Origin of the sequence: Burkholderia sp. Bp9015, assembly GCF_003853505.1 — a bacterium.
Lineage (GTDB): Bacteria > Pseudomonadota > Gammaproteobacteria > Burkholderiales > Burkholderiaceae > Burkholderia.
Map to the genome: position 1 here is coordinate 113,763 of NZ_QTPZ01000014.1, position 24,594 is coordinate 138,356.

General features: G+C 66.2%; 24 protein-coding genes and 1 tRNA gene. 17 read left to right on the forward strand and 8 right to left on the reverse strand.

The annotated features are described in order from the left end of the window. The first annotated feature begins 96 nt into the window (after window positions 1–96). Both greA and DIE12_RS17120 read left to right on the forward strand, forming a co-directional pair. On the forward strand, window positions 97–573 hold the full coding sequence (greA, locus tag DIE12_RS17115) for a transcription elongation factor GreA (protein ID WP_021163362.1): 477 nt from the start codon (window positions 97–99) through the stop codon (window positions 571–573). A gap of 14 nt (window positions 574–587) precedes the next feature. Beyond that, a complete protein-coding gene (locus DIE12_RS17120) occupies window positions 588–1,046 on the forward strand; it encodes a DUF4149 domain-containing protein (protein WP_044844897.1) in 459 nt (152 codons plus the stop codon). A gap of 58 nt (window positions 1,047–1,104) precedes the next feature. Here DIE12_RS17120 and DIE12_RS17125 read toward each other — a convergent pair whose 3' ends face one another. Then, window positions 1,105–1,632 carry a YhbY family RNA-binding protein gene (locus tag DIE12_RS17125; RefSeq protein ID WP_124487583.1) on the reverse strand — a complete coding sequence of 176 codons (528 nt, stop codon included), beginning with the start codon at window positions 1,630–1,632 and terminating at the stop codon, window positions 1,105–1,107. Between the two features lie 193 nt (window positions 1,633–1,825). On the opposite strand from DIE12_RS17125, the gene DIE12_RS17130 reads away from it, so the two are divergent. The 11 genes from DIE12_RS17130 (at window position 1,826) to phoR (ending at window position 14,066) form a co-directional block, all read left to right on the forward strand. Beyond that, window positions 1,826–2,488 carry an RlmE family RNA methyltransferase gene (locus tag DIE12_RS17130; RefSeq protein ID WP_124487584.1) on the forward strand — a complete coding sequence of 221 codons (663 nt, stop codon included), beginning with the start codon at window positions 1,826–1,828 and terminating at the stop codon, window positions 2,486–2,488. 166 nt (window positions 2,489–2,654) lie between these two features. Further along, complete coding sequence (gene ftsH / locus DIE12_RS17135; RefSeq protein WP_044844894.1) at window positions 2,655–4,550, forward strand: ATP-dependent zinc metalloprotease FtsH; 1,896 nt, start codon at window positions 2,655–2,657, stop codon at window positions 4,548–4,550. A 28-nt stretch (window positions 4,551–4,578) separates the two neighbouring features. Then, entirely contained in the window at window positions 4,579–5,520 is a 942-nt protein-coding gene (gene folP, locus DIE12_RS17140) for a dihydropteroate synthase (RefSeq protein WP_124487585.1), read from the forward strand. Window positions 5,521–5,556: 36 nt separating this feature from the next. After that, window positions 5,557–6,912, forward strand: a complete 1,356-nt coding sequence (gene glmM / locus DIE12_RS17145; protein WP_044844892.1) for a phosphoglucosamine mutase — start codon at window positions 5,557–5,559, stop codon at window positions 6,910–6,912. Window positions 6,913–7,366: 454 nt separating this feature from the next. Then, entirely contained in the window at window positions 7,367–8,401 is a 1,035-nt protein-coding gene (gene pstS, locus DIE12_RS17155) for a phosphate ABC transporter substrate-binding protein PstS (protein WP_124487586.1), read from the forward strand. A gap of 94 nt (window positions 8,402–8,495) precedes the next feature. Beyond that, window positions 8,496–9,479, forward strand: coding sequence for a phosphate ABC transporter permease PstC (gene pstC / locus DIE12_RS17160; RefSeq protein WP_044844890.1), 984 nt, complete (start codon window positions 8,496–8,498; stop codon window positions 9,477–9,479). Continuing rightward, the gene (gene pstA, locus DIE12_RS17165) at window positions 9,476–10,369 is read left to right on the forward strand and encodes a phosphate ABC transporter permease PstA (protein WP_124487587.1); all 894 of its coding nucleotides are present in this window, start codon (window positions 9,476–9,478) and stop codon (window positions 10,367–10,369) included. The genes pstC and pstA overlap by 4 nt, the downstream gene beginning before the upstream one ends. A gap of 15 nt (window positions 10,370–10,384) precedes the next feature. Then, complete coding sequence (pstB, locus tag DIE12_RS17170) at window positions 10,385–11,233, forward strand: phosphate ABC transporter ATP-binding protein PstB (protein WP_124487588.1); 849 nt, start codon at window positions 10,385–10,387, stop codon at window positions 11,231–11,233. A gap of 18 nt (window positions 11,234–11,251) precedes the next feature. After that, window positions 11,252–11,956: a phosphate signaling complex protein PhoU gene (gene phoU / locus DIE12_RS17175; protein WP_044844888.1), complete on the forward strand. Its 705-nt coding sequence runs from the start codon at window positions 11,252–11,254 to the stop codon at window positions 11,954–11,956. Window positions 11,957–11,987: 31 nt separating this feature from the next. Further along, window positions 11,988–12,689, forward strand: coding sequence for a phosphate regulon transcriptional regulator PhoB (gene phoB, locus DIE12_RS17180; RefSeq protein ID WP_006750313.1), 702 nt, complete (start codon window positions 11,988–11,990; stop codon window positions 12,687–12,689). A gap of 57 nt (window positions 12,690–12,746) precedes the next feature. Then, the gene (phoR, locus tag DIE12_RS17185; protein ID WP_124487589.1) at window positions 12,747–14,066 is read left to right on the forward strand and encodes a phosphate regulon sensor histidine kinase PhoR; all 1,320 of its coding nucleotides are present in this window, start codon (window positions 12,747–12,749) and stop codon (window positions 14,064–14,066) included. 113 nt (window positions 14,067–14,179) lie between these two features. On the opposite strand, the gene ppk1 is transcribed toward phoR, so the two are convergent. After that, complete coding sequence (gene ppk1, locus DIE12_RS17190; RefSeq protein ID WP_044844886.1) at window positions 14,180–16,243, reverse strand: polyphosphate kinase 1; 2,064 nt, start codon at window positions 16,241–16,243, stop codon at window positions 14,180–14,182. 279 nt (window positions 16,244–16,522) lie between these two features. Between ppk1 and ppx the strand changes: the two genes are divergently transcribed. Beyond that, the gene (gene ppx, locus DIE12_RS17195) at window positions 16,523–18,040 is read left to right on the forward strand and encodes an exopolyphosphatase (RefSeq protein ID WP_124487590.1); all 1,518 of its coding nucleotides are present in this window, start codon (window positions 16,523–16,525) and stop codon (window positions 18,038–18,040) included. A 52-nt stretch (window positions 18,041–18,092) separates the two neighbouring features. Here the strand turns inward: ppx and DIE12_RS17200 are convergent, their stop codons facing one another. Together DIE12_RS17200 and DIE12_RS17205 are read right to left on the reverse strand one after the other, a co-directional pair. Continuing rightward, window positions 18,093–18,542 carry a hypothetical protein gene (locus DIE12_RS17200; protein ID WP_124487591.1) on the reverse strand — a complete coding sequence of 150 codons (450 nt, stop codon included), beginning with the start codon at window positions 18,540–18,542 and terminating at the stop codon, window positions 18,093–18,095. A 154-nt stretch (window positions 18,543–18,696) separates the two neighbouring features. Beyond that, a tRNA-Pro gene (locus DIE12_RS17205) sits at window positions 18,697–18,773 on the reverse strand. Window positions 18,774–18,936: 163 nt separating this feature from the next. On the opposite strand from DIE12_RS17205, the gene sixA reads away from it, so the two are divergent. After that, entirely contained in the window at window positions 18,937–19,398 is a 462-nt protein-coding gene (sixA, locus tag DIE12_RS17210; protein ID WP_044844883.1) for a phosphohistidine phosphatase SixA, read from the forward strand. Window positions 19,399–19,557: 159 nt separating this feature from the next. Beyond that, window positions 19,558–20,364, forward strand: a complete 807-nt coding sequence (locus DIE12_RS17215) for a GNAT family N-acetyltransferase (protein WP_044844882.1) — start codon at window positions 19,558–19,560, stop codon at window positions 20,362–20,364. A gap of 208 nt (window positions 20,365–20,572) precedes the next feature. On the opposite strand, the gene DIE12_RS38090 is transcribed toward DIE12_RS17215, so the two are convergent. Beyond that, window positions 20,573–20,743 carry a hypothetical protein gene (locus DIE12_RS38090; RefSeq protein ID WP_014897413.1) on the reverse strand — a complete coding sequence of 57 codons (171 nt, stop codon included), beginning with the start codon at window positions 20,741–20,743 and terminating at the stop codon, window positions 20,573–20,575. A 135-nt stretch (window positions 20,744–20,878) separates the two neighbouring features. Here DIE12_RS38090 and DIE12_RS17220 point away from each other — a divergent pair, with 135 nt between their 5' ends. After that, on the forward strand, window positions 20,879–21,064 hold the full coding sequence (locus DIE12_RS17220) for a hypothetical protein (RefSeq protein ID WP_124487592.1): 186 nt from the start codon (window positions 20,879–20,881) through the stop codon (window positions 21,062–21,064). A gap of 25 nt (window positions 21,065–21,089) precedes the next feature. Here the strand turns inward: DIE12_RS17220 and DIE12_RS17225 are convergent, their stop codons facing one another. The 3 genes from DIE12_RS17225 to DIE12_RS17235 form a co-directional block, all read right to left on the reverse strand. Further along, entirely contained in the window at window positions 21,090–22,460 is a 1,371-nt protein-coding gene (locus DIE12_RS17225) for an MATE family efflux transporter (protein ID WP_124487593.1), read from the reverse strand. A gap of 10 nt (window positions 22,461–22,470) precedes the next feature. Beyond that, window positions 22,471–22,797 carry a DUF2288 domain-containing protein gene (locus tag DIE12_RS17230; RefSeq protein WP_012363583.1) on the reverse strand — a complete coding sequence of 109 codons (327 nt, stop codon included), beginning with the start codon at window positions 22,795–22,797 and terminating at the stop codon, window positions 22,471–22,473. 83 nt (window positions 22,798–22,880) lie between these two features. Beyond that, on the reverse strand, window positions 22,881–24,500 hold the full coding sequence (locus tag DIE12_RS17235; protein ID WP_124487594.1) for an acyl-CoA synthetase: 1,620 nt from the start codon (window positions 24,498–24,500) through the stop codon (window positions 22,881–22,883). Window positions 24,501–24,594: the final 94 nt, after the last annotated feature.

The window sequence follows — 24,594 nt, forward strand, 5'->3', positions numbered from 1 at the left end:
AACACGTGCCGCGATTAAGCGGTGTTTCCGGTTCACCGGAAATACGTTTAATCGCGGTGATTTTTTTTATAGCCGTTTTTAGCGATTGAGCCGTTTATGAGCACCATTCCGTTGACAAAGCGTGGCGCAGAGCAACTGCGCGATGAATTGCAGCGCCTCAAGTCCGTCGAGCGGCCGGCCGTGATCAACGCGATCGCGGAGGCTCGCGCACAGGGCGATCTGTCCGAAAACGCCGAATACGACGCTGCGAAAGAAAAACAGGGCTTCATCGAGGGTCGCATCGCGGAAATCGAATCGAAGCTGTCGGCCGCGCAGGTCATCGATCCCACCGTGCTCGACGCCGAAGGCCGCGTGGTCTTCGCATCGACGGTCGAACTCGAGGATCTCGAGTCCGGCGACACCGTCAAGTACCAGATCGTCGGCGACGACGAAGCCGATATCGATCACGGCCTGATCTCGGTCAGCTCGCCGATCGCGCGCGCGCTGATCGGCAAGTCCGAAGGCGACGTCGCGGCCGTGCAGGCGCCGAGCGGCGTGCGCGAGTACGAAATCATCTCGGTCAGCTATATCTGAAGCGGGGCGACGTGATGCCGCATCGCGTGTTCCGTCTGCTGTCGGCCGTGTGGGTCGGCAGCCTGCTGACGATCGGGTATGCGGTCGCGCCCGTGCTGTTCCGGACGCTGGAGCGGATGACGGCCGGCTCGGTCGCCGCCCAGCTGTTCCGCATCGAGGCGATCCTCGGTGTGGTATGCGGCGTGCTGCTGCTCGCGCTGTCGAACCAGCAGGTGCGGCGCGGCAGCGGCGATTATCGTCGCGTGCGCTGGATCGTCGCGGCGATGGTCGCGTGCGTGCTGGTCGGGTATTTTGCGTTGCAGCCGTTCATGAACGCGCTGCGGGTGGCCGCGATGGAGGCGGGCACCGATATCGCGAACTCGCCGTATGCGAGCCGCTTCGGGATGCTGCACGGCGTCTCGAGCCTGTTCTATCTCGTCGAGAGCGTGCTGGGGCTGATGCTGATCTGGCGTCTGCCGGCGCAAGACGCCTGAATGGCCTGAGCGCCGCGCGGGCAACGCGGCACGGGGTGCCCCGTGCCGCGCGGCGGGATTACTTGCCCTGGTGCGGCCGCTTCGTGCTGGCCTGACGCTTTTTCGCGCGCTTCACCGTGCCGCCTGCCGTCACGCGCTCGTTGCCGCGCACCGTGACCTTCACCGGCCGCGGACGGCGCACCGGGCTCGCGTTCGGCGACACCTTGACGACCTTGACGGTGCGCGGTGCACGGCCTTTCTTGTCGTCGACGGCTTCGGCCGCGCTCGGCAGCGCGCCGGCACGACGGCCGCGGGCCGGGGCCGTCACGGCAGCCTCGGGCTTCCAGATCACCAGCAGCTTGCCGATGTGCTGGATCGGCGCCGCGTTCAGGCGGTCGCAGATCTCGTCGTAAATGGCGACGCGCTCGTCGCGCTCGTCACCGAACACACGGATCTTGATCAACTGGTGCGCAGCGAGGTGCACCTTGATTTCCTTCAGCACGGCGTCGGTGAGCCCTTCGGCGCCGATCAGCACGACGGGCTTGAGCGCATGGGCCTGGGAGCGCAGCGCGGAGCGCTCGGCGGGGGAAAGCGAAAGGGCGGGCATGGAAATGTCGAAATCTAAATAGGGGCGCGCTGCGTCAGAAGCGAATCGCGGGAAGTTACCGCATCAGCCGCGCGCCGAAACCACGTAAAATCGCGGCTTGGGCCCGGAAGGGGCCGCAGCCGCGCGAAGAAGACGCGTATTATCCGCCAAAAGCACGGCTTCACGAAGCAAATAGCAGCAATCTCTCTCTCGAATGGCAAAAAACCGCTTTAACCAGCACTGGCTGCACGACCACATCAACGACCCGTACGTCAAAATGGCGCAGCGGGAGGGCTATCGCGCGCGCGCCGCGTACAAGCTGAAGGAAATCGACGAGCAGGACAAGCTGATCCGTCCGGGCCAGGTGATCGTCGACCTCGGCGCGACGCCGGGCAGCTGGAGCCAGTATGCCCGCAACAAGCTCGCGCAGGGCAAGAAGCGCGACGCGGAGCGCGAAGGCGGCATCGACGGCACGATCGTGGCGCTCGACATCCTGCCGATGGAGCCGATCGCCGACGTCCACTTCCTGCAGGGCGATTTCCGCGAGGACGACGTCCTCCACCGGCTCGAAGAAGTGCTCGAAGGTCGCGCGGTGGACCTTGTTATTTCCGACATGGCCCCCAACCTCTCCGGCGTGGCCTCGGCGGACGCGGCGCGCATCGAGCATCTGTGCGATCTGGCGCTCGAATTCGCGCAGAATCATCTGAAGCCGGACGGTGCGCTGCTCGTGAAGTGCTTTCACGGCAGCGGCTACAGCCAGATCGTCGAAAAGTTCAAACAGCAGTTTAAGACTGTCGCGCCGCGCAAGCCGAAGGCGTCCCGCGACAAATCGTCCGAAACGTTCATTTTGGGTCGGCATCTGAAGCATCCGCGCTGACGCGCAGCGGCGTGCCGCAAACGGGCTCCGGCCCTTGCCAGACAAGCGAAGCGCTATCGCGGCGGTTGTCAATCCTTATGGCAGGGGTGGTCGGACTGGATTAGAATGACCGAGGAGCGCCGCAAGGAAAATGTAGGCGCTCGTCTACGAGTGAAGGAGTGGTGCTTTGAACAACAATATGTTTTCGAAGGCAGCAGTGTGGCTGGTGATCGCACTGGTGCTGTTTACGGTGTTCAAGCAGTTCGACAAGCCCCGCGTCCAGGAAGGTGTGTCCTATTCGCAGTTCATGGACGACGCCAAGAACGGCAAGGTCAAGAACGTCATCGTTCAGGGGCGCAACCTCACCGTCACTCCGGCTGATGGCCAGAAATACCAGATCGTGTCGCCCGGCGACATCTGGATGGTCGGCGATCTGATGAAGTACGGCGTGCAGGTCAGCGGCAAGGCCGACGACGAGCCGAACGCGCTGATGTCCGCGCTGTACTACCTCGGGCCGACGATCCTGATCATCGTGTTCTGGTTCTACATGATGAGGCAGATGCAGGGAGGCGGCAAAGGCGGCGCATTCTCGTTCGGGAAATCGCGCGCGCGGCTGATCGACGAGAACAACAACGCGGTGAACTTCTCCGACGTCGCGGGCTGCGACGAAGCGAAGGAGGAAGTGTCCGAGCTCGTCGACTTCCTGCGCGACCCGCAGAAATTCCAGAAGCTGGGCGGTCGCATTCCGCGCGGCGTGCTGCTCGTCGGCCCTCCGGGTACCGGCAAGACGCTGCTGGCCCGCGCGATCGCCGGTGAAGCGAAGGTGCCGTTCTTCAGCATCTCGGGCTCCGATTTCGTCGAAATGTTCGTCGGCGTCGGCGCGGCCCGTGTGCGCGACATGTTCGAGCAGGCGAAGAAGCACGCGCCGTGCATCGTGTTCATCGACGAAATCGACGCGGTCGGCCGTCATCGCGGCGCCGGCATGGGCGGCGGCAACGACGAGCGCGAGCAGACGCTGAACCAGATGCTGGTCGAGATGGACGGCTTCGAAGCGAACTCGGGCGTGATCGTGATCGCCGCGACCAACCGTTCCGACGTGCTCGACAAGGCGCTGCTGCGTCCGGGTCGTTTCGACCGCCAGGTCTATGTCGGCCTGCCGGACATCCGCGGCCGCGAGCAGATCATGCGCGTGCACCTGCGCAAGGTGCCGATCGCGAACGACGTCGACGCAGCGGTCATCGCGCGCGGCACGCCGGGCTTCTCGGGCGCCGATCTCGCGAACCTCGTGAACGAAGCGGCGCTGTTCGCCGCCCGCCGCGGCAAGCGCATCGTCGAGATGCAGGATTTCGAGGACGCGAAGGACAAGATCTTCATGGGTCCGGAGCGCAAGTCGGCGGTGATTCGCGAGGAAGCGAAGCGCGCCACGGCTTACCACGAGTCGGGCCACGCGGTGATCGCGAAGCTGCTGCCGAAGGCCGATCCGGTACACAAGGTCACGATCATCCCGCGCGGTCGCGCGCTGGGCGTCACGTGGCAGCTGCCGGAGCATGACAACGAGACGTATTCGAAGGATTACCTGCTCGACCGCCTGGCGATCCTGTTCGGCGGCCGCGTGGCCGAGGAGCTGTTCCTGAACCTGATCAGCACCGGCGCGTCGGACGACTTCAACAAGGCCACGCAGACGGCACGCGCGATGGTGGCCCGTTTCGGCATGACCGACGCGCTCGGGCCGATGGTCTACGTCGACGACGAGAGCGACAACGGCCCGTTCGGCCGAGGCTTCACGCGCACGATCTCGGAAGCGACGCAGCAGAAGGTCGACGGCGAAATCCGCCGCGTGCTCGACGAACAGTACGGCCTTGCACGCCGCCTGCTTGAAGAGAACCGCGACAAGGTGGAGGCAATGACGGCCGCGCTGATGGAGTGGGAAACGATCGACGCCGATCAGATCAACGACATCATGGAAGGGCGTCCGCCGCGCTCGCCGAAGAGTTCGCCGGCTGTCGGCGGCGATTCGTCGGGCGGCGGCACCACCGCCGAAGTGAAGCCCGGCAACGCGCCGGCGCCTGCTTCGCCGGCCTGACCTTCGCCGTAGCACCGTTCACGGGCTGGTGTGGCTTCACACCGGCCCGTTTTGCATTCATCAACGCCTCCCGCCCGTGCCCGATTCCGCTGTTTCAGCATCCATTCCAGCGCCGCTGCAGTGCGGCCGTTTCTCCCTGACGTTCGAGCGCCCGCTCGTGATGGGCATTCTGAACGCCACCCCCGATTCGTTCTCCGACGGCGGCCGCTTCCTCGCGCGCGACGATGCGCTGCGCCAGGCCGAGCGGATGATCGCCGAAGGCGTCGACCTGATCGACATCGGTGGCGAGTCGACACGCCCCGGCGCGCCGCCCGTGCCGCTCGACGAGGAACTCGCGCGCGTGATCCCGCTGGTCGAAGCGTTGCGGCCGCTGAACGTGCCGCTGTCGATCGACACCTACAAGCCGGCCGTGATGCGCGCGGCGCTCGCTGCCGGCGCGGACCTGATCAACGACATCTGGGGTTTCCGTCAGCCGGGCGCGATCGATGCGGTGCGCGAGGGTAACAGCGGGCTGTGCGCGATGCACATGCTCGGCGAGCCGCAGACGATGCAGGTCGGCGAGCCCGATTACGGCGACGTCGTGAGCGACGTGCGCGATTTTCTCGCCGCGCGCGCGCAGGCGCTGCGCGACGCGGGCGTCGCGCCGCAACGGATCTGCGTCGATCCGGGCTTCGGGTTCGGCAAGGCGGTGGTCGACGACAACTACGCGCTGCTGGCCGCGTTGCCGGACACGGCGCCGGCGCGGCCCGACGGGCGCGCGTATCCGATTCTCGCGGGCATGTCGCGCAAGTCGATGCTCGGCGCGGTGATCGGCGGCAAGCCGCCGATGGAACGCGTCGCGGCGAGCGTGGCGGCCGCGTTGTGCGCGCTCGAGCGTGGAGCTGCGATCGTGCGCGTGCACGACGTCGCGGCGACGGTCGATGCGTTGAAGGTCTGGAACGCCGTGCGCGAAGCCGCGCGGCAACGATAAGTCAGAAATCAGAAAGACGAAGGAGGAAGGTTCGCCATGGGACGTCGATATTTCGGCACGGACGGCATTCGCGGCACGGTGGGCGAGGCGCCCATCACGCCTGATTTCGTGTTGCGTCTCGGCTATGCAGCCGGCAAGGTACTGGCCGGTGCGGCCGACGTCGCGGCCGGTGCACGGCCGACGGTACTGATCGGCAAGGACACGCGCGTGTCGGGCTACATGCTCGAGGCCGCGCTCGAGGCCGGCTTCTCGGCGGCCGGCGTCGACGTGATGCTGGCCGGCCCGATGCCGACGCCGGGCGTCGCGTATCTCACGCGCGCGCTGCGCCTGTCGGCCGGCGTCGTGATCAGCGCATCGCACAACCCGTACCAGGACAACGGGATCAAGTTCTTCTCCGCCGACGGCAACAAGCTGCCCGACGAAACGGAAGCCGAAATCGAGGCATGGCTCGACAAGCCGCTCGAATGCGCATCGTCGGACCGGCTCGGCAAGGCGCGCCGCCTCGACGATGCGGCCGGCCGCTACATCGAGTTCTGCAAGAGCACGTTCCCGGCCGCCTACGATCTGCGCGGGCTGAAGCTCGTGATCGATTGCGCGCACGGCGCCGCGTACCAGATCGCGCCGCACGTGTTCCACGAGCTCGGCGCGGACGTGATCCCGGTCGGCGTCGCGCCGAACGGCTTCAACATCAACGACGGGGTCGGCGCGACGGCGCCCGACGCGCTGATGCGCGCGGTGCGGGCGAACCATGCGGACCTCGGCATCGCGCTCGACGGCGATGCGGACCGCCTGCAGGTCGTCGATTCGACCGGCCGGCTGTACAACGGCGACGAGCTGCTCTACGTGCTCGTGAAGGACCGCATCGCGACCGTCGGCAAGGTCGACGGCGCGGTCGGCACACTGATGACGAACCTCGCGGTCGAAGTTGCGCTGCAGCGTGAGGGCGTCGAGTTCGTGCGCGCGGCGGTCGGCGACCGCTACGTGCTCGAACAGTTGCGCGAGCGCGGCTGGCAGCTCGGCGCGGAAGGCTCGGGCCACATCCTGTCGCTCGACCGCCACTCGACCGGCGACGGCATCGTGTCGGCGCTGCTCGTGCTGGCCGCGCTCAAGCGCAGCGGCCGCACGCTTGCGCAGATGCTCGACGGCGTCACGCTGTTCCCGCAGAAGCTGATCAACGTGCGGATGAAACCGGGTGCCGACTGGAAGGGCAACGCATCGATTCGCGCGGCGATCGACGCGGCCGAAGGCGCGCTGGCCGGTCACGGCCGCGTGCTGATCCGCGCGTCGGGCACGGAGCCCGTGCTGCGCGTGATGGTCGAGGCCCGGCATGCGGCCGACGCGACGCGTCACGCGGAAGCGATCGCCGACGCGGTGCGCGCGGCGACGGCCTGAACCGGCTCGGCGACGGCGCGCGACGGTCCGGCCGTGTGCGCGCCGCCGCCCCGGTGATTCGACATGCGGCGCCTGCGGGCGCCGCAATTCGTCAGACGCAAAGGTTTGCGCTATTAAACAGAAGGCGCTTTCGACGCGGATTTCATCTGATCAAAGAAATCCTCCGTCCCTGAATCGTGACAGCCGCGGCAAGGGGCTTTCCGGCCCGCGCGCGCTGCGATACGATCCGCTCGCAACCCGCATCGGCGGGCGCGGATCTGCCTCTTCCCGACCGGCAATTCTTGCCGCCAACCCCGCCACGCCGCGCTTGTGCTGCTGCCCGAACCGGGCCCGCTACACCCTTTCAACCAGTCATGTTACTGTCACGCCAGTTTCATCGATTGTCACATTATCGTCATGAGGAGCCCCTAACCTTCGCGGTGCCGTAGTCATCCGCTCACACACTGGAGGTCTCATGAAATTGATGCAAACCGCGATTGCCGGCCTGGCTGGCGCGCTTTTCGCAGTCGCCGCGCAAGCTGCCGACATCACGGGCGCAGGCAGCACGTTCGCGATGCCGATCTATACGAAATGGGCTGCGGACTACCAGCAGTCCGGCGGCGCGAAGGTGAACTACCAGGGTATCGGCTCGTCGGGCGGCCTGAAGCAGATCGTCGCGAAGACGGTCGATTTTGCCGGTTCGGACGCGCCGCTGAAGGATGACGAACTCGCGAAGGAAGGCCTGTTCCAGTTCCCGACGGTGGTCGGCGGCGTGGTGCCGGTGATCAACGTGCCGGGCGTGAAGGCTGGCGAACTGACGCTGTCGGGCCCGGTGCTCGGCGACATCTATCTCGGCAAGATCAAGAAGTGGAACGACCCGGCGATCGCCGCGCTGAACCCGAAGGTCAAGCTGCCGGATACGGACATCGCGGTCGTTCGCCGCGCTGACGGCTCGGGCACGAGCTTCATCTGGACGAACTACCTGTCGAAGGTCAACGACGAATGGAAGTCGAAGATCGGCGAAGGCACGACGGTCAACTGGCCGACGGGTACGGGCGGCAAGGGCAACGACGGCGTCGCGGCGTTCGTGCAGCGCCTGCCGGGCGCGATCGGCTACGTCGAGTGGGCGTACGCGAAGAAGAACAACATGATCTACACGGCCCTGAAGAACTCGACGGGCACGGTGGTCGAGCCGAAGACCGAAACGTTCAAGGCCGCTGCTGCAGGCGCGAACTGGTCGAAGTCGTTCTACCAGATCCTGACGAACCAGCCGGGCAAGGAAGCATGGCCGGTCGTCGGCGCGACGTTCGTGCTGCTGCACGCGAAGCAGGACAAGCCGGAGCAGGGCGCCGAAACGCTGAAGTTCTTCAGCTGGGCGTTCAAGAACGGCGAGAAGGCTGCCGACAGCCTCGACTACATCTCGCTGCCGGCATCGGTCGAGACGGAAATCCGCAAGCAGTGGAAGACGAAGGTGACGGACGCATCGGGCAAGCCGGTCGCCGCAGAGTAAGCCATCCAGCGGTTCGCTGCCCGGTCGTGCCGGCCGGGCAGTGTGTGCGGTAAGGCCGGGCGTTACGGCGTCCGGCGATCCAGAACAGGCGCCCATGTCTGATATTTCGTACACGTCCTCCCGGTCCGATGCCGCGCAGCAACGCGCGCCGAGCCGTCTCGGAGACGTTCTGTTCGGCGGCCTCGCACGGCTCGCCGCGATCGTGACCCTGCTGCTGCTGGGCGGGATCATCGTTTCCCTCATCATTGCGTCGCTGCCGACCATCCAGAAGTTCGGCCTCGGCTTCCTGTGGCAATCCGAGTGGGATCCGAACTCGGATGTCTACGGCGCAGTCGTGCCGATCTACGGCACGATCGTGACGTCGTTGATTGCACTCGTCATCGCGGTGCCGGTCAGCTTCGGCATCGCGCTGTTCCTCACCGAACTGTCGCCCGTGTGGCTGCGCCGCCCGCTCGGCATCGCGATCGAACTGCTCGCCGCGATTCCGTCGATCGTGTACGGCATGTGGGGCCTGCTCGTGTTCGCGCCGATCTTCGCCGAATACTTCCAGAAACCGATCGGCCATCTCTTCAAGGACGTGTGGGTGCTCGGTCCGCTGACGGCCGGCGCGCCGATCGGCATCGGCATTCTCGCGGCCGGCGTGATCCTCGCGATCATGATCATCCCGTACATCGCATCGGTGATGCGCGACGTGTTCGAAGTCACGCCCGTGCTGCTGAAGGAATCGGCGTACGGGATCGGCTGCACGACGTGGGAAGTGATGTGGAAGGTCGTGCTGCCCTATACGAAGACCGGCGTGATCGGCGGCGTGATGCTCGGCCTCGGCCGCGCGCTCGGCGAAACGATGGCCGTGACCTTCGTGATCGGCAACACGAACCTGCTCGACAGCGTGTCGCTGTTCGCACCGGGCAACAGCATCACGTCGGCGCTCGCGAACGAATTCGCGGAAGCGCAACCGGGCCTGCATACGTCCGCCCTGATGGAACTGGGCCTGATCCTGTTCGTGATCACGTTCATCGTGCTGTCCATCTCCAAACTGCTGCTGCTTCGTCTCGAGAAGGGAGAGGGCAAGAAATGAGCGAGCCCATCATGAATTTCCCGGGGCCGAACGGCGCCGCGCTCGACGCGATGCGCAACCGCCTGCAGCGCAAGCGCAAGGTGACCAACGCGATCGCGCTGACCGCGTCGCTCGCCGCGATGGCATTCGGCCTGCTGTGGCTCGTGTGGATTCTCTACACGACGGTGCATCTCGGTGTCGGCGGCCTGTCGCTGCAGCTGTTCACCGAATCGACGCCGGCACCGAACACCGAAGGCGGCGGCCTGGCGAACGCGATCGCCGGCAGCCTGCTGCTGTGCGGTTTCGGCACGCTGGTCGGCACGCCGATCGGCATCCTCGCGGGCGTCTATCTCGCCGAATACGGCCAGAAGAACCTGCTGGCGAGCACGATCCGCTTCATCAACGACATCCTGCTGTCGGCGCCGTCGATCGTGATCGGCCTGTTCGTGTACGCGATCGTCGTCGCGAAGTCGGGGCGCTTCTCGGGCTGGGCCGGCGTGATCGCGCTCGCGCTGCTGCAGATCCCGATCGTGATCCGCACGACCGAGAACATGCTGAAGCTCGTGCCGAACGCGCTGCGCGAAGCAGCCGTCGCGCTCGGCACGCCGAAGTGGCGCATGGTGCTGAAGATCACGCTGCGCGCGTCGGTCGGCGGGATCGTGACGGGCGTGCTGCTCGCGGTCGCGCGGATCGCCGGCGAAACGGCGCCGCTGCTGTTCACGGCCCTGTCGAACCAGTTCTTCTCGGTCGACATGAGCCAGCCGATGGCCAACCTGCCCGTCACGATCTACAAGTTCGCGATGAGCCCGTTCGCCGAATGGCAGTCGCTCGCATGGGCGGGCGTGTTCCTGATCACGCTCGGGGTGCTCGGACTCAACATCCTGGCGCGCTCGATCTTCTCGAAAAAGTAACGGCGGAGCAATCCGATGAATATGGCAGAAAGCCACCTGAATCCCGTCGAGCGCACCGCTGCGCCCGCCGGCACGCACGATGCGTCGCATGGCCGTCCGCTGGCGCCGCTGAACGCGAAGATCGAGGTCAACAACCTCAACTTCTTCTACAACAAGTTCCACGCGCTGAAGAACATCAACCTGCGCATTCCCGAAGGGAAGGTGACGGCGTTCATCGGCCCGTCGGGCTGCGGCAAGTCGACGCTCTTGCGCACGTTCAACAAGATGTTCGCGCTCTATCCGGAGCAGCGCGCCGAAGGCGAAATCCTGATGGACGGCGAGAACCTGCTGACCACCAAGCGCGACATCTCGCTGCTGCGTGCGCGGATCGGCATGGTGTTCCAGAAGCCGACCCCGTTCCCGATGTCGATCTACGACAACATCGCGTTCGGCGTGAAGATGTTCGAAAAGCTCACGCGCTCGGAGATGGACGATCGCGTCGAGTGGGCGCTGACGAAGGCCGCGCTGTGGAACGAAGTGAAGGACAAGCTGAACCAGAGCGGCTACGGTCTGTCGGGCGGCCAGCAGCAGCGTCTGTGCATCGCGCGCGGCATCGCGATCCGTCCGGAAGTGCTGCTGCTCGACGAGCCGTGCTCGGCGCTCGACCCGATCTCGACGGGCCGCATCGAGGAACTGATCGCGGAGCTGAAGAGCGACTACACGGTCGTGATCGTCACGCACAACATGCAGCAGGCCGCGCGCTGCTCGGACTTCACGGCCTACATGTACCTGGGCGAGCTGATCGAATTCGGCGAAACCGAAAAGATCTTCATCAAGCCGGTGCGCAAGGAAACGGAAGACTACATCACCGGCCGTTTCGGCTGATGACGGAGAACCACAACCATGTCGGATAAACATCTGTCGAGCCAGTTCGACGCGGACCTGAATGCCGTGTCGTCGAAAGTGCTGGAAATGGGCGGGCTCGTCGAGTCGCAGATCGTCGGCGCGATGCATGCGCTGAACGAATTCGACCGCGATGCGGCCGAGAAGGTGATCGCGGCCGAGGAAACGCTGAACGCGATGGAAGTCGACATCGACCAGGAGTGCGGCAACATCATCGCGCGGAGGCAGCCGGCCGCGCGCGACCTGCGTCTTCTGATGTCGATTTCGAAAACGATTACGAACCTCGAGCGCGCCGGCGACGAGGCCGAGAAGATCGCGAAGCGCGTGCGCCGCCTGATCGAAGAACCGGCCGCGCGTGCGGTGAACATCGCCGAGATCAAGGTGTCGGGCGAGATGGCCGTGACGATCCTGCGCCGCGCGCTCGACGCGTTCGCGCGCCTCGATACGGTGGCGGCCGCGCAGATCGTCAAGGACGACAAGGAAATCGACCTCGAATTCCGCGCGTTCGTGCGCAAGCTCGTGTCGTACATGCAGGAAGATCCGCGCACGATCTCGGTCGGCCTCGAGTATCTGTTCATCGCGAAGGCGATCGAACGGATCGGCGACCACGCGAAGAACATCGCCGAATTCATCATCTACATCGTGAAGGGCACCGACGTGCGGCACCAGCCGCGCGACACGCTCGATCGCGAAGCCAACAGTTAATCGACTCCGTATAGGAAGAACAGAGGTGCCGATGCCCAGCAACATTCTCGTCGTCGAAGATGAGCCAGCGATTTCCGAACTGATCTCGGTGAATCTCCAGCATGCCGGTCACTGCCCGATCCGCGCGTACAACGCGGAGCAGGCGCAGAACCTGATCAGCGACGTGCTGCCCGATCTCGTGCTGCTCGACTGGATGCTGCCGGGCAAGTCCGGCATCGCGTTCGCGCGCGACCTGCGCAACAACGAACGGACCAAGCACATCCCGATCATCATGCTGACCGCGCGCGGCGACGAGCAGGACAAGGTGCTCGGCCTCGAGATCGGCGCGGACGACTACGTGACGAAGCCGTTCTCGCCGAAGGAACTGATGGCGCGCATCAAGGCCGTGCTGCGCCGCCGCGCGCCGCAGCTGACCGAGGACGTCGTGTCGATCAACGGGCTGCGCCTCGATCCGGCCACGCATCGGGTCGCCGCGCACGGCGACGGCAGCGAGATCAAGCTCGATCTCGGCCCGACCGAATTCCGCCTGCTGCATTTCTTCATGACGCATCCGGAGCGCGTGCACAGCCGCACGCAACTGCTCGACCAGGTCTGGGGCGATCATGTGTTCGTCGAGGAACGCACCGTCGACGTCCATATCAAACGATTGCGCGCGGCCTTGAAACCGGCCGGCTGCGATGCGATGATCGAGACCGTACGCGGCAGCGGCTACCGGCTCGCCAAGCACGCGTAACGTATCCGGACATGCCGTGTGCCGCGGCATGCCGTTCATTCTTTCGGACGCTGAATCATGAACATCATCTGGGCGCGCTTTCTGGTGTCGCTCGTGCTGCTCGTGCTGATCAGCGTATTGGTCGGCGTATTCGCCGGCCCGACCGCGGCCCTCGGGTTCGCGGTCGTGATGCTGGTCGCGCAGGGCTTCTTCAGCACCTTCCATACGCAACGCCTGTGGCGTCTGCTCGATGCGCCCGTCTATGGCGAGGTGCCGAGCGCACCGGGCATCTGGGGCGAAATCTACTACCGGCTGCACAAGCTCGCGAAGCAGTGGCATGCGCAGGTGCGCCAGGTCGAGCAGCAGCATTCGCGCTTCATCCAGGCGATCCAGGCGTCGCCGAACGGCGTCGCGATGCTCGACGACCATGACCAGATCGAGTGGTGCAACGCGATCGCCGAGGTGCACTTCGGCCTCGATGCGAAGCGCGACCTGCGCCAGCACATCACGAACCTGGTTCGTCATCCGGAGTTCGTCCGTTACCTGAACGCGCAGCATTACGACGAGACGCTCGTGATGCGCGGGATGGGCGACTCGCGGCAGAACGTGCTGGAAGTGCAGGTGTTCCCATACGGCGAGAACCGCAAGCTGCTGCTCACGCAGGACATCACGGAGCTCGAGCGGACCGACGCGATGCGGCGCGACTTCGTCGCGAACGTGTCGCACGAACTGAAGACGCCGCTCACCGTGCTGTCGGGCTTCCTCGAGACGATGCGCGAACTGCCGCTGAACGAGGAAGATCGCGCGCGCTATCTCGAGATGATGGAGCAGCAGGCGTCGCGGATGCGGCACATCGTCACCGACCTGCTGGTGCTCGCGAAGCTCGAGGGCGAAAGCAAGCCGCCGATGGATCACGCGATCGACATGCGTGCCGTGTTCGACCATCTCAAGGAGGATGCGCAGACGCTGTCGAACGGGCATCACGAGATCGCGTTCGCGATCGACGAGACGCTCGGTGTCACGGGCGCGCAGACCGAAGTGTTCAGTGCGTTCGCGAATCTCGTGACCAACGCGATCCGCTATACGCCGGACGGCGGCAAGATTCTCGTGTCGTGGCGGCGCGAGGGCGCGCAGGGCGTGTTCTCCGTCACCGACAGCGGCTTCGGCATTCCGGCCGCCGACCTGCCGCGGCTGACCGAACGCTTCTACCGCGTCGATCGTAGCCGCTCGCGCGATACGGGCGGTACGGGGCTCGGCCTCGCGATCGTCAAGCACGTGCTGCAGCGGCACGACTCGCACTTGTACGTGCAGAGCGAGGAAGGGCGCGGCAGCACGTTCACCGCGCGCTTCCCGGGCTCGCGGATCATCGCGATCCGGCCGGCCGCGTTCGAGGCGTGAGCGCGTCACGCGAAGCGGCGCCTCACATCGGCACCCCGGCGGAATGAAAAAAGCACAGCCCTCGGGCTGTGCTTTTTTGCTTGTTACGCGGCACGCGAAACCGCGCCGTATGTCTACGAACAGAACTTCGCGAGCAGCCCGAGTTGCGCATTGCGGATCGTCTTGCCCGCGCGCCGCCGGCGGTAGTGGCCGTCGCTGAGCATCTGCCAGGCCGACTGGTTGTCGCCGAGACAGACCGACAGCCCTTCGGCGATCACGCGGCGCTTCAGCTTGCGCTCGCGGATCGGGAACGCGACTTCGACGCGGCGGAACAGGTTGCGGTCCATCCAGTCGGCGCTCGACAGATACACGTCCTCGGCGCCGCCCGCGTGGAAATAGTAGATGCGGTGGTGTTCGAGGAAGCGCCCGACGATCGAGCGCACCGTGATGTTGTCCGACAGCCCCGGCACGCCCGGCTTCAGCGCGCACACGCCGCGCACGATCAGGTCGACCTTCACGCCGGCCTGCGACGCTTCGTACAGCGCGGCGATCACCGACGGCTCCAGCAGCGCGTTCATCTTCGCGACCACGCGCGCGCGCTTGCCGGCGCGTGCATTGTCGATCTCCGCGCGGATCGATTCGATGATGCGCGGATGCAGCGTGAACGGCGACTGCCACAGCTCGTGCAGCGTGAGCTCGCCGCCGATCCCGGTCAGCTGCTGGAACACGTGATGGACATCCTCGCAGATCTTCTGGTCGGCCGTCATCAGCCCGAAGTCGGTGTAGAGGCGGGCGGTGCGCGGGTGATAGTTGCCGGTGCCGAGGTGCACGTAGCGGCGCAGCGACGCCTTGCCGTTCTGCACGACGCGCCGCACGATCAGCATCATCTTCGCGTGGCACTTGTGGCCGACCACGCCGTACACGACGTGCGCGCCGACGGCTTCGAGCTGCGACGCCCAGTTGATGTTGGTTTCCTCGTCGAAGCGCGCGAGCAGCTCGACGACGACGGTCACTTCCTTGCCGTTGCGCGCGGCTTCCATCAGCGCGTCCATCAGCGGCGAATCGGTGCCGGTGCGATAGATCGTCTGCTTGATCGCGACGACGCTCGGGTCCTTCGCGGCCTGCTGCAGCAGTTCTAGCACCGGCTGGAAGCTTTCGTACGGGTGATGCAGCAGGATGTCGCCGTCGTCGATCGCGTCGAACATCGTCGGCGCGTTCGCGATCGCGGGCGGGATCGATGCGGTGAACGGCGCGAACTTCAGGTCGGGTCGATCGACGAGATCGGGGATCTGCATCAGCCGCACGAGGTTCACGGAGCCGGACACGCGGTAGCAGTCCTTCTCGCCGAGCAGGCTTTCCTCGAGCAGGCGTCGCACGATATGCGCGGGCGTATCGGCCGACACTTCGAGCCGTACCGCGTTGCCGAGGTGGCGCGCGGGCAGTTCGCCCTGCAGCGCGACGCGCAGGTTGGTGATTTCGTCCTCGTCGACGAACAGCTCGCTGTTGCGCGTGATGCGGAACTGGTTGCAGCTCTTCACGACCAGTTGCGGGAACAGTTCGCCGACGAAGCGTTGCATGAACGAGCTGAGCAGCACGAAGCCGTGCTCGAAGCCCGACAGCGCCTGCGGCATGCGCACGACGCGCGGCAGCGCGCGCGGCGCCTGCACGATGCCCATCACCGCCTGGCGGCCGAACGCGTCGCGGCCTTCGAGCTCGACGACGAAGTTCAGGCTCTTGTTCAGCACGCGCGGGAACGGATGCGCGGGATCGAGGCCGATCGGCGTCAGCACCGGCAGCAGTTCGTCGAGGAAGTAGCGGCGCGCCCATTCGAGCTGCTCGTCGTTCCACGAGTCGCTCGCGTGGAAGTAGATGCCTTCCTGTTCGAGCGCGGGGAGCACGGTTTCGTGCAGCATCGTGTACTGGCGGTGCACGAGCCGCTGCGCGCGCTCGACGACGAGATCGTAAGCGTGCTGCAGCGACATGCCGTCGGGCGTCAGGGCACCCGGGTTGTCGCGGATCTGTTCCTGGAGGCCGGCCATCCGGACTTCGAAGAACTCGTCGAGGTTGCTGCTGGTGATGCAGATGAAGCGCAGTCGCTCGAGCAACGGAATGTGCGGGTCGGCTGCCTGGGCCAGCACGCGCTCGTTGAAGCCGAGGATGCCGAGTTCACGATTGAGAAGCGGATAGCGGACGGACATCGGCAGAGTAGGGGGTGATTCGGGCGATGATTCGAAAGGACGCTCGGAAACTCTCACGGTACGATGACGTGCTGATGACAATAATGTATTTATATCGGGAAATTCTACGCTTGAACCGATTCGTCTCATAAATGTTTCGGCCATATACTTTCTACCCGAGTACATGCCCGTGAAGCGTGGCAATGGCAAGCGTTCCACGCTTAAAATATCGCCTTTGATTGATCGTCCAGCGAGGCCGGAGCGGCTGCCGCGGGCGAACGCGCACGGAGCCCCCTTCTGATGGTTACATCCCCCCACTTGCTGGCTGCCGTGGATCTCGGCTCGAACAGCTTCCGGCTGATCGTCGGGCGCGTCGAGGAAACGCCGGCGGGCAGCCAGATCTATCCCGTCGATGCGCTGCGCGAGCCGGTTCGACTGGCCGCGGGGCTGTCGAGCGACAAGATGCTCGATCGCGCGTCGCAGGAACGTGGCTGGGAGGCGCTCAAGCGGTTCGGCGAGCGCCTGCGCGATTTCCATCCCGATCATGTGCGCGCGGTGGCGACCAACACGCTGCGCGTCGCGAAGAACGCGGGCGAATTCCTCGGCGAAGCCGAAGCGGCGCTTGGTTTTCCGATCGAAGTGATCGCGGGCCGCGAAGAGGCGCGCCTGATCTATGCGGGTGCCGCGCATTCGGTGCCGGCGAGCGCGGGCAAGCGGCTCGTCGTCGACATCGGCGGCGGCTCGACCGAATTCATCATCGGCTCGCACTACACGCCGCTCGTGATGGAGAGTCTCTACATCGGCTGCGTGAGCCATAGCCGGGCGTTCTTCCCGGCCGGCAACGTCGACGAATACACGATGCGGCAGGCCGAACTCGCGGCCAAGCGCGAGATCCAGATCATTTCCAGCGAGTACAAGAAGGCCGGATGGGACCAGGCGATCGGTTCGTCGGGCACCGCGCGTGCGCTCGCGGAGCTCGTCGAGGCGAACGGCTTCAACGACGCCGGCATCACGCACGGCATTTCGCGCGGCGGGCTCGAACGCCTGAAGCGCGCGCTGATCAAGGCCGAGAACGTGAACCGGCTGAAGCTGATCGCGCTGAAGCCCGATCGCGTGCCGGTGCTTGCCGGCGGCCTCGCGATCATGCTCGCGGTATTCGAGGAACTGGGTGTCGACTACGTCGACACCACCGACGGCGCGCTGCGTCTCGGCGTGCTGTACGACCTGCTCGGCCGGGCCCAGCACGAGGACATGCGTGCGGTGACCGTCGAGGGTTTCACGCGCCGCTACGGCGTCGATCGCGCGCAGGCCGGGCGGATCGCCGCACTGGCGGTGCGGTTCTACGACGAGCTCGAGGCGTCCGACGACGAAGAAGCGCGCGAGGAAGGCCGGATGTTCCTCGGCTGGGCCGCCGCGCTGCACGAGATCGGCCTGTCGATCTCGCACAGCTCGTATCACAAGCATTCCGCGTATATCGCCAGCAACGCCGACATGCCGGGCTTCTCGCGCACTGACCAGGCGCGCCTCGCCGCGCTCGTGCTCGGGCATGCGGGCAAGCTCGGCAAGCTGTCGCAGGCGCGCGACGTCGAATGGCCGCTGCTGTTTTGCCTGCGGCTCGCCGCGCTGCTGTGCCGGCGCCGGACCGATGCCGGGCTGCCGGACATTTCCGTGTCGCAGATGAAGAAGGGCGGGTATGAAGTGCGCCTGCCGAGCGCATGGGTCGAGCAGAACCCGTTGACCGACTACAGCCTCAGCCAGGAAGCGGCCGAGTGGGAGAAGGTCGGGATTCCGTATCGCGTGGTTTATACGGGCGCGTAACGAGACGCTACCGAGGGCGCGGCGCCCTCGCGCCGCTTGCCTCGCGGCATGCTCAGTCGGAGCATACGATCGCGGTCAGGAACGGGAACGCCTGCTTGACGGTGGCGTCGCTGCCGGCATTGCGAACGGCCTGTTCGACTGCACTCTTCGTGCCGCGTACCACGACGCCGTACGCCCATTTGCCGATCGGCGTGCCGTCGCCCGGCTGGAAGATCGGATCATTCGCCTGGTAGCCGAGCACGACGTAGACGCCGAAGCCGTAGGCGGTCAGCGGATGGTTCGTGCGGAACGCGTTCACCGAATTCGCTTCGACGTGCATCGGCTCCGACTGGATGTCGCCGGCCGCGAGCAGCGGCGCGACGAACTTGTGGCCGTTCGAATGGCAGTCGAGCGCGTCGTCGAGCGACTTGGCCGACGCGGCGCCGGACGCGCCGAGGGTGCCGAATGCGCCGATTGCGAGCAGCGCGCCGAGCAGGGCGGTCTTGAAAACGGTTTTTTTCATGCGCGGTTGCGGGTTGGGTCGCGGACATTATCGCGTGTTCCCGCAAGATTCGTGCGCGGGCTCTGCATGGGGCGGCAGCGGTTGAGAAGGCGCACGGCGGAGCAAACGAAAAAGGGCTGCAAGCGCGATGGCTTGCAACCCTTATCGTGTATCGTGGTCGGAGCGAAAGGATTCGAACCTTCGACCCTCTGATCCCAAATCAGATGCGCTACCAGGCTGCGCTACGCTCCGACGAGCCAAAGATTCTATCGTCTAATGGGTGGCCGGGTCAATCACGTTTTGCATACGGCGCACATCATCACGAACCGCTCGCGATTGGCGACAATTCGAAGTGTGATCGTCCGGCCCGCGGGTGGTCGGCCGAACCATTCGTCGAAGCATGGAAGGAGACATCATGATGAACCTGATCCTGTGGCGCCACGCCGAAGCCGAAGACTACGCGGCAAACGACCTCGCACGCCAGTTGACGGCCCGCGGGCGCAAGGAAGCGCAGGCCATGGCCAAATGGCTGCGCAGCCGGCTCGAGTCGAACAGCGTGATCCTCGCGAGCCCGGCGGCGCGCACCGTGCAGACGGTCGAGGCGCTGACCGACCAGTACCGGACCGTCGATGCGCTCGCGCCGGGCGGTAGCGTCGATGACGTGCTGGCCGCCGCCGGCTGGCCGGACGGCATCGCGCCGACGGTCGTGATCGTCGGACATCAGCCGACGCTCGGCAGCGTCGCGGCGCAATTGATGGCCGGCAACGACGACAGCTGGAGCATCAAGAAGGGCGGCATCGTGTGGCTCGCGAGCCGCACGCGCGACGGCAACCATCAGGCCGTGCTGCGCGCAGTATTGACGCCGGAGCTGGCCTGAAGGGGTTTGCGGGCTTTGATCATACGGTTTCGCAAGCTTTCTGCTAAAGTCAATTCGGCGACACGTCATTGAAAGGACACGGTCGTGCCACAGAACGGTAACGACCGGTTACTACATTGGCTGGCATGTCGTCCTATTCCTTACGATCAGGAAAGCCTAATGCGAGAACTGCCGACGCCTACGCTCCCTTTTGCCTCGCTTCCCCTCGACACGACGCGGCGTCACCTGCCGCGCGCTGCTGAAACCGTCACATCCGAGTACCGTCTGCGTGCCGCCTGGGCGCGCACGGAAGACGAACTGCGCGAGGCCCAACGCCTGCGCTACACCGTGTTCGCCGAAGAGATGGGCGCGCAGGTCAGCGGTCCGTCCGGTCTCGACGTCGATCCGTTCGATGCCTACTGCGACCATCTGCTGGTGCGCGATCTCGACACGCTGAAGGTGGTCGGTACGTACCGCGTGCTGCCGCCGCACGAGGCCGCTCGGGTCGGCCGCCTGTATGCCGAGGGCGAATTCGACCTGTCGCGCCTCACGCACCTGCGCGGCAAGATGGTCGAGGTCGGCCGCTCGTGCGTGCACAGCGACTACCGCAGCGGCGCCGTCATCATGGCGCTGTGGGGCGGTCTCGGCGCATACATGATGCAAAACGGCTACGAGACGATGCTCGGCTGCGCGAGCGTATCGATGGCCGACGGCGGCCATTACGCGGCGAACCTGTATCAGTCGCTGCCGGCGAACGCGCTGACGGCGCCGGAATACCGTGCGTTCCCGCATACGGCGCTGCCGGTCGACGAACTGCAGACGGGCACCGTCGTCGCGCCGCCGCCGCTGATCAAGGGCTATCTGCGTCTCGGCGCGAAGATTTGCGGCGCGCCGGCGTGGGATCCCGATTTCAACTGCGCGGACTTCCTGACGCTGTTCCGGCTGTCGGACATCAACGCCCGCTACGCCCGGCACTTCCTGGGCTGAGCCATCCCGATCGCGGCGCGCTGCTCCAGGCGCGCGCAAGCGAACGCCGTCGCGCGGCAGGTTGTCGCGCGACGGCGTTCGACCATTCCGGGGATGTTGTCTTATCCGACCCTGTTAATTCGAGCGATATGCGCCGACCACCGTGCGGGTGGGCGCACGTTCGGAGCGGGCCCCGCGCGCGGCGGCCCGGACGACACGGCGGGCTTGCCTAATGCTTGCGCCGCCAGTCGAGCAGATGGTGTTCGGCCATCCAGTGATGGATCATCCCTTCGCCGCCATGGTTGCGCTTGTATTCGCGCGACTCGAAATAGGACAGGGCGACGAGCACCATCAGGCCGATGAACAGGCCGATCAGGCCGGCAATCTCTTCAGACGACATGGCTGCCTCCTTTCAACGGCACAGCGCCATGGATTCATATTAGGACACGCGCGGGACGATCCCTAACCCGGAATTCCGCTAGACTCGGCGCGGTCCTGGCGCGCGATGGGCGCGCCGTTTTACGGAGCCTTCCCGATGACCCGTTTCATGCTGGCCGTGCTGGCCGCGTCCATTCTTGCCGGCTGTGCCAGCGATCCCCGCCAGGCCCGTCGCGGCCACCCGCCACAAGATCCGGCCGATTACCACGGTGTGCCGACCGACATGACGCCGCCGTCGATGCTCGGCGAGCCGGCGCCGTCGGCACCCGCAGCCGTGCAGTGACGATGGCGGCAGGCCTTCGCGGCCGTCAGGTGCCGGCCGCGGCTGCGTCGGCGCCGATTCGCCGCGTCAGCGCCGGCAGGTAGCGCGCGAGCGTCGCGCCGCGCGCGACCATGAACAGCAGCAGCGCGAACCACAGCCCGTGATTGCCGAACGGGCCGACGGCCGCCAGCGTCGCGGCGATGAAGATCGCGAACGACGCGACCATCGCACGCATCAGCGATTGCGTCTGCGTCGCGCCGATGAACACGCCGTCGAGCAGGAATCCCCACACGGACACGATCGGCGAGACTGCCGCCCAGGGCAGGTAGCGCAGCGCGACCGCGCGGATTTCGGCCTGGTCGGTCAGCCGCGCGACGATCCAGCCGCCCGCGACCCAGTAGACGAGCGCGAACAGCAGCGCGCCGAGCGCGGACCACAGCAGCGTGACGCGCACGGCCTGCCGGAAGGCGGCGCGGTCGCGCGCGCCGGCGGCGGCGCCGACGAGCGCCTCGGCCGCATGCGCGAAACCGTCGAGTCCGTAGGCCATGAAGGTCTGGAAATTCAGTAGCAGTGCGTTGGCCGCGAGCGTCGCGTCGCCCTGTCTGGCGCCGAGATGCGCGAACCAGCCGAACGCGCCGAGCAGGCACAGCGTGCGCAGGAAGATGTCGCGATTGAGCGCGATCAGCCGCTTGAGTGCCGTACGGTCCGCGAGCGCCCGCGCGGCCAGTGGCGCGAGGCCGCGCGGCCGCAGCCGCCACAGCATCCAGGCGCCGAGCGCGAAGCCGCATGCGTCGGCGGTCGCGGTCGCCGCACCGATTCCGGCGATGCCCCAGCCGAAGCCGTACACGTAGAGCAGCACGGCCCCGATATTCACCGCGTTGATGAAGACCTGCGCGACGAGCGCGAGCCGTACGCGTTGCACGCCGAGCAGGTAGCCGAGCACGACGTAGTTGGCGAGCGCGAACGGCGCGCTCCAGATCCGTGCGTGGCCATAGGCCAGCGCCGTCGTGCGCACGGCCTCGCTGCCGCCCAGCGCGGTCAGCGCGAACGACAGCAGCGGCACCTGCAGCGCGAGCACGGCGGTGCCGAGCGCGAACGCGACGATCAGCGCGCGCAGCACGTTCAGCCGGATGCCGGCGGCGTCGCCGGCGCCGTGCGCCTGCGCGACGAGGCCGGTCGTGCCCATGCGCAGGAAGCCGAAGCCCCAGAACACGAAATTGAAGAACAGCCCGCCGAGCGCGACGCCGCCGAGATACTGCGCGCCGTCGAGGTGGCCGGCGACGGCCGTGTCGACCGCGCCGAGGATCGGCTGGGTCAGGTTTGCGAGGACGATCGGGAAGGCGAGCGCGAGGACGCGCCGGTGCGAGACGGCGGCCGACCCGGTGCCGGCCCCGTGCGGTAATGCGGATTCGGACATGGCGAACGCGTCAGGCGCGTTCCTGCACGCAGACCCACGGCGACACGACGACCGCCCACAGCTCCGGATTGCGCGCCGCGAAGTCGGCGGCGGTTTCCGCCGGCATGCGTGCGACGAGGCCGGACGACAGCCAGCGCGTGACCTGTTGCGCGTCGTCGCCGGCGATCGCTTCCGCGACGCTCACGAGATCGAGATCGCGTGCAACCGACAGCAGCTTGCCCTGTGCGAAGAAGCGCTCGAGATCGCACCAGTCGATCTTGGCGGTTTCGCCCAGGAGTTTGGCGTAAAGCGGGCTGTGCGACGCGCCCGCGGCGGATTCGTGTTGGTGGGAGGACATCGGTTGTGTGCTGGAAAGACTGCGTGGCGCCACTATAAACCATCCGGGCGCGCGGCCGGCCGCCCGGTACGGCCACGACCGTTTCAGGCGTCGCGCAACGCGCGCCGCACGATCTTGCCGGTCGGCGTCATCGGCAGGCCGTCGACGAACGCGATCGCGCGCGGGTACTCGTGCGCGGCCAGGCGCGTGCGCACGTGCGCCTGCAGCGCCTGCACGAGCGCGTCGTCGCCGACGTGGCCGGGGTTCAGCACGACGAACGCCTTGACGATCTCGGTGCGCGTCGGGTCGGGGACGCCGACGACGGCCGCCATCCGTACCGCCGGATGCGTGAGCAGGCAGTCCTCGATCGGCCCCGGGCCGATCCGATAGCCGGCGCTCGTGATCACGTCGTCGTCGCGGCCGACGAAGCGCACGAAACCGTCGGCGTCGATCGTGCCGGTGTCGCCGGTGAGCAGGTAGTCGCCCGCGAACTTGTCGCGCGTGGCGGCGGGATTGCGCCAGTATTCGATAAACATCACCGGGTCGGGGCGGCGCACCGCGATGCGCCCCTCGACGCCGGGCGGCAGCGGCGTGCCGTGCTCGTCGACGATCGCGACCACGTGGCCGGGCACGGCCTTTCCGATCGCACCCGGCTGCGCATCGAACAGCGCCGCGCACGACGACAGCACCATGTTGCATTCGGTCTGTCCGTAGAACTCGTTGATCGTCACGCCGAGCGCGTCGCGCCCCCAGGCCGTCAGCCCGGCGCCGAGGGATTCTCCACCGCTCGCGACCGATTTCAGCGCCAGCGCGTGGCGCTCGCGCGGCGCCGGCACCGCGCGCATCAGCTTCAGCGCGGTGGGCGGCAGGAACGCGTGGGTCACGCCGTGCCGCGCCATCAGCGCGAACGCGGCTTCGCCGTCGAACTTCTCGAAGCGGCGCGCCAGCACGGGCACGCCGTGATGCCATGAGGGCAGCAGCACGTCGAGCAGCCCGCCGATCCATGCCCAGTCGGCGGGCGTCCAGAACAGGCGTGCGTCGCGCGGGAAGCATTGCTGCGACATCTCGACGCCCGGCAGATGGCCCAGCAGCACGCGATGCGCATGGAGCGCGCCTTTCGGCTTGCCGGTCGTCCCGGACGTGTAGATGATCACCGCCGGATCGTCGGCCGCGGTGTCCGCCGGCACGAAATCCGGCGATTCGGCGGCGAGCGCGGCGTCGAAGCGCAGCACGCCGGGGGCGTCGGGTGCATCGTCGCCGATGCAGTAGCACGTGCGCAGCATCGGCAGTTGCGCGCGCAGCGACGCGATCTTCGCGTAACCGGCTGCGTCGGTGACGAGCGCGGCGGCTTCGCTGTTCGCGAGCCGGTATTCGAGTGCGTCGGCGCCGAACAGCGTGAACAGCGGCACCGCGATCGCGCCGAGCTTGTACGCGGCGAGATGCGCGATCGCTGTTTCCGGACCCTGTGCGAGGAAGATCGCGATCCGGTCGCCGCGTTGCAAACCTGCCCGCGCGAGGCTGTTCGCGAAACGGTTAGAAGCATTCTTCAGGTCGTCGAACGTGAGGCGCGACACGTCGCCTTGCGCCGTTTCGTGGATCAGCGCGAGCTGTCCGCTGCCGTCGGCCCACTTGTCGCAGACGTCCACGCCGATGTTGTAACGGGCCGGAACGTCCCACCGGAAGCGGGCGAGCAGGTCGTCGTAGCGGTCGGCGGCGGGCAGCATGCGAGTCTCCTTGGCGTCGATCGTCGGCATCGGTCGATAGATTACATCGGCATTTCACGCGACCGAAACCACAATGGCGTCGGATAGATAGGGA